Raw genomic sequence first — 4,577 nt, forward strand, 5'->3', positions numbered from 1 at the left:
TTATAAAAATTTAACGAAAATTTAATATTTCTGAAAAGAAAAATTTTATATACTCTGCAATAAATTTTTAAGCAAAGGATTAAAAATGCAAAGACCAACTCCGATTAATCAGGAAATCAAACTAGATGAGAAGCGCTATATCGTTTCCAAAACCGATCCGAAGGGTATTATCACGTTTGCAAATCCGTATTTTTGTATGATTTGTGGCTATAGTGAGCTTGAGCTTTTGGGGCAGCCGCATAACATCATACGACATCCGGATATGCCGCGAATAGCGTTTAAGCTTATGTGGGATACGATACAACAAGGCAAGGATTTTACCGCCGTGGTTAAAAATTTAGCCAAAGATGGGCGCTTTTATTGGGTCATTACGGAATTTACTTCTAAAAAAGATCCCGTGACGGGGCAGATCACCGAATACACGGCATTTCGCAAGGCTCCGCCAAGATCCACGATCGAAACTATAGAGCCAATTTATAGGGCGCTACTGGATGCTGAAAGAAACGGCGGTATGCAGGCTAGCCAAAAGGCGCTCGTGGACTTTTTAAAAAGCAAAGGCGAGACCTATGAGAGCTGGATCGCAAAGGTCTCAGGCAAATCAAATCCGCTCACCGCAATGTTTTTTAAGGCGATGAAAAAGCTTTTTAGCTAGTCCGGTTAAAATTTAATGCAAACCCCGCGCAATGCGGGATTATTCAGCCTTGTGGAACAAAACAAATAAGGCACGAAGCTGCCCGTTCATAAAATTTTGAAATTCTGCTAAATTTTAAAATTTAGCGTTTAAGCTTTGAAATTTCACGTCCACATCAAACGCGCTACAGATCAAAGCCCCTCAAGCGTTATGTCGTAGAGCCTCTCTACCGTTTCGTCGTTTAAATTTAGCGTCTTTTTGCTTCGTAAAAATTCTAAAATTTCATCCTGCGCAAAGCCCGCTCTTTGCGCGCAAAGCTCGTGCGCGGGCAAAAAGCCGCGGCATAGCGCGATATTTTCTAAAATTTCCTCATCGCATAAAAAACAATATGGCTCGTCGTGCAATCGCCCCTCAAATTTTAAAATTTCGGCGTAGCTTTCTACGATTATGCGACGCGGATTTTGTTTGCCAAAGCGCATAGCAGCGTGGTTTAGCAGCTCGTAATAAAATTTATCCAGATGCTCGGCGTCTTTTAGATGCGCGTGTAAAAGCCGCATAAATTGCTGCCAAAATAGCAGCTTCTCGCGGTTTCCGAGCCACGAGTATCCCAGATGCATTACTCCGCTAAGGCGCGGGAGGAAGTTTTGATTTTGCGAGAGCTCGAAGTCTATTTTATAGCCCTGGATGATGTTTGAATGGCGCGCGCCGTAAAAGCGATACGCACGCACGAGCGCACTTTCGCTTAGCACGTCCACGATGCAGTCCTCGTCCCTAACCTTGGTCGTTTTTAATATAAATCCTTGCATTTTCCTATTTTAGCGAAATTCACATATAAATTTAAATAAAGAATTTTAGGTTATAATCAGAAGTTTCATTTCATAGAATTTAAAGGAAATCATATGAATTTTGGAGATCTATTTTCAAAAATACGCAGGACGCAACCTGCGCCGAGCGAAGCTCCTACGCACTGGATAAAGTGCCCGGGATGCGGCGCGCTGATGTATAGCAAAGAGGTCGAGCAAAATCATAGCGTTTGCCCCAAGTGTAACTATCACCTTCGTTTTGACGCGCAGGCTCGCATCGATCTGATCTGCGACGAGGGCTCGTTCGTGGAGTACGATCAAAATTTGCAGCCCGTCGATCCACTAAAATTCGTCGATAAAAAATCCTACAAAAAGCGCATCTCTGAGAGCAAAGAAAAAACGGGCAGGCTAAGCGCGGTGATTGCGGGCGAGGGCGCTATAAGTCGCCAAAAAATTCAGCTCGTGGTGTTTGATTTTAACTTCATGGGCGGAAGCCTGGGCTCTGTGGAGGGCGAGAAGATCGTGCGCGCCGTAAAGCGCAGCCTCGATAAAAACGAGCCGCTAATCATCGTAAGCGCAAGCGGCGGCGCAAGGATGCAAGAAAGCACCTTTTCGCTGATGCAGATGAGCAAAACCTCCGCCGCGCTTAAAATTTTATCCGAGCATAAAATTCCTTTCATCTCCGTTCTTACCGATCCTACGATGGGCGGCGTAAGCGCGTCGTTTGCATGGCTGGGAGATATCATCATCGCAGAGCCCGGCGCCCTTATCGGCTTTGCCGGACAGCGCGTTATCAAGCAAACCATAGGCGCGGATCTGCCGGAGGGCTTTCAAAGATCGGAATTTCTGCTCGAGCACGGATTAATTGATGCGATCGTGCCTAGAGCTGAGATGAGACAGTATTTAAGCGATATAATCAACGTGCTTAGCAAAAACGCCGTGCAGATCGATGACACGAGCGATAAGTCGCTACACGAAGAGGGAAGCGAAGAGTAGTGCAGATAACGGTAAATTCCATCCAAAAGGGCGCGGACGAGTTCGCAGGCGCGATAAGCGATTATAAAAAAATGGCAGCTAAATTTGCGGCGGTGCGAGAGCAGACATTTTTTAATGCTAATATCGCTCGCGCTCAAGCAGCGTCCCGCGAACTCGCACTTATGGCGTATGATGAAGCTTATCTACCGCGCCTTAGCGGCTACGTCGTAGCTTTGGACGAGCGCGGGCAGGCGCTAGACAGCATGGAATTTGCGAGTATGCTAAAGGATAAAAGCAGCGTGTCGTTTTTCATCGGCGGCGCTTACGGGCTTAGTGAAAATTTTAAGGCAAAAGCCGATAAAATAATTAGTCTTAGCAGGCTTACGTTAGCGCACAAAATCGCTAAACTTTTGCTCTTTGAGCAAATTTTTCGCGCATTGTGCATTAACGCAAACCATCCATATCACAAATAAAGGGAAGTAATGAAGAAAAACGAGTTGAAATTTTACAAGAAAATTTTAGAAGAAAAAAGAGAGCAACTCATCGCCAATATCAATAGCTCTGTAAATGAAATTTCGGAATTGCGCGAAAATAAAGCTGCGGATGATTTTGACGTAGCGAGTATGAATACGGATTTAAGCATCGAATACTCGCTCAATGTTAATCAACAAAAGGCGTTTTTAGAGATCGAAAGCGCGCTTAAGCGCATCGAAAACGGCACTTATGGGCTTTGCGAGAGCTGCGGCGAGCAGATAAGCTTAGAGCGCCTTAAAGTAAATCCGGAGGCGAGATTGTGCATTTCGTGCAAGGAACAGGCGGAAAAGCAAAATAGGAGTTAGCTATGAAAACCAAGCAATTCTTTTTATATTCGATCGTCTATATCGCAATCGTCGCGATTTTAGTTTTTACGCAGCAAAGCAGTAGCTATACGCTGGGGCTTTTCGGTTTTACGCTTACGCTTCCTGTGGCAGTGTGGATCGTACTGCCGTTAATTTTATATATGATTTTGGCGATTTTTCATATCGTTTTTCATAGCTTCGCGTTTTACCGCACAAAAAGGGCGATCGCAAAGGATCTAAGCGCATACGATGCGATGAGTAAAGAGGTTTTGCTGGGTCTTGATACCAATAAAGACTTTAAAACCGAGTATTTTAAAGACCCGAGTGAGCTTACTAAAATTTTATCTCCGTGGTACGATAGCACCGGCATAGACGTCAAAAATGAGGATCTAAAGGAGGTTATAGGTGTTATTGAGAAGGTTAAAAACGGCGAAGTGGCGGATCTGCGAAAATATAAACTCCCCAAAGATAACGGACTATTTTTACAAAACGAACTCAACCGCCTCGATGCCGAGCCTGCGTATGCGTATGAAATTTTAAAAACCAAGGGCGTTTATAGCGAAAATATCACTAAAAAAGCCTATGCCGTAGCGCTTGCCAAAGGAAGCTACGATAAGATCAAAGCCTATAAAATTCCTCAAGATATAGCCGAGGTAAATATTTTAGTGGATCGCGCGGTGAATGACGCGAGCTTTGAGATCAGCAGCGAGGAGCTTTTCGATCTCGTAAATAATGAAAAATTTAGCGAGCAGGATTTTATCGGCTTTGCTAAAAAGCTAAAAAATCATCTCGCTCCAGAGCAATACAAAGCCTTTTTCGAGCGGCTCAAAAACGAGAATCAAGAAGCGACCGAGGCATATCTGTACGCGCTATATGAGCTTGGCATGATCGACGAGTTTAGAGAGCAGCTAAGTCTTGCCGACGGCGACGAGTTTGAGAAGTTTAAAATTCTGTTATTTTTGCGTGACAACGGCAAAAACGTTCCTGCGTCGCTGTTATTTTAGCTCGGTAATTTTACGAGTTCGTTTTATGCGGGTAAGAGAGGCTGCTTTTAAGCTCTTTGCGTCTATTAAACACAGCCTGCGCGATAAAATTTAAAGTGCGGATAAAATTCTAACTCGCGCAAATTTGGAATTTTAAAATTTATCGAAAGATCAATGCGCGCAAGCGGTAAAATTTAAAAGATTTGCTTGCGTAGTGCGCGCGTAAACGGGTTTTGCATTTATGCGATGAAATTTAGAATTTAAACATAAAGCGCAAGACTTGCTAGCCGAATAAAAGTGCTGAAATTTTAAAATCCGTGCGGCGTTTTGCAAGTTGTTTGCTCGG

6 protein-coding genes are annotated in these 4,577 nt (G+C 43.9%); 5 read left to right on the forward strand and 1 reads right to left on the reverse strand.

Annotation, left to right across the window (positions count from 1 at the left end):
• Positions 1-85: 85 nt before the first annotated feature.
• Positions 86-652 carry a PAS domain-containing protein gene (locus Q0620_RS03925; protein ID WP_297904625.1) on the forward strand — a complete coding sequence of 189 codons (567 nt, stop codon included), beginning with the start codon at positions 86-88 and terminating at the stop codon, positions 650-652.
• A 170-nt stretch (positions 653-822) separates the two neighbouring features.
• Here the strand turns inward: Q0620_RS03925 and recO are convergent, their stop codons facing one another.
• The gene (gene recO, locus Q0620_RS03930) at positions 823-1,437 is read right to left on the reverse strand and encodes a recombination protein RecO (protein ID WP_298783304.1); all 615 of its coding nucleotides are present in this window, start codon (positions 1,435-1,437) and stop codon (positions 823-825) included.
• A 93-nt stretch (positions 1,438-1,530) separates the two neighbouring features.
• Here recO and accD point away from each other — a divergent pair, with 93 nt between their 5' ends.
• The 4 genes from accD to Q0620_RS03950 are packed head-to-tail and all read left to right on the forward strand — an operon-like array spanning position 1,531 to position 4,252.
• Positions 1,531-2,430 carry an acetyl-CoA carboxylase, carboxyltransferase subunit beta gene (gene accD / locus Q0620_RS03935; RefSeq protein WP_291935702.1) on the forward strand — a complete coding sequence of 300 codons (900 nt, stop codon included), beginning with the start codon at positions 1,531-1,533 and terminating at the stop codon, positions 2,428-2,430.
• Positions 2,430-2,882: a 23S rRNA (pseudouridine(1915)-N(3))-methyltransferase RlmH gene (locus Q0620_RS03940; RefSeq protein ID WP_297904634.1), complete on the forward strand. Its 453-nt coding sequence runs from the start codon at positions 2,430-2,432 to the stop codon at positions 2,880-2,882. The genes accD and Q0620_RS03940 overlap by 1 nt, the downstream gene beginning before the upstream one ends.
• Positions 2,883-2,891: 9 nt before the next feature.
• On the forward strand, positions 2,892-3,248 hold the full coding sequence (gene dksA / locus Q0620_RS03945; protein WP_005872423.1) for an RNA polymerase-binding protein DksA: 357 nt from the start codon (positions 2,892-2,894) through the stop codon (positions 3,246-3,248).
• Between the two features lie 2 nt (positions 3,249-3,250).
• Positions 3,251-4,252 (forward strand): LapA family protein, encoded by a 1,002-nt coding sequence (locus tag Q0620_RS03950; RefSeq protein ID WP_291935720.1) that lies wholly within the window; start codon positions 3,251-3,253, stop codon positions 4,250-4,252.
• Positions 4,253-4,577: the final 325 nt, after the last annotated feature.

It is taken from the genome of uncultured Campylobacter sp. (genome assembly GCF_938017615.1).
Classification (GTDB): domain Bacteria; phylum Campylobacterota; class Campylobacteria; order Campylobacterales; family Campylobacteraceae; genus Campylobacter_B.

Excerpts from the sequence above, each read along its gene's own strand:
- Q0620_RS03925 (WP_297904625.1), top strand. The coding sequence starts at position 86 with ATGCAAAGACCAACTCCGATTAATCAGGAAATCAAACTAGATGAGAAG.
- recO (WP_298783304.1), bottom strand. The coding sequence starts at position 1,437 with ATGCAAGGATTTATATTAAAAACGACCAAGGTTAGGGACGAGGACTGC.
- accD (WP_291935702.1), top strand. The coding sequence starts at position 1,531 with ATGAATTTTGGAGATCTATTTTCAAAAATACGCAGGACGCAACCTGCG.
- dksA (WP_005872423.1), top strand. The coding sequence starts at position 2,892 with ATGAAGAAAAACGAGTTGAAATTTTACAAGAAAATTTTAGAAGAAAAA.
- Q0620_RS03950 (WP_291935720.1), top strand. The coding sequence starts at position 3,251 with ATGAAAACCAAGCAATTCTTTTTATATTCGATCGTCTATATCGCAATC.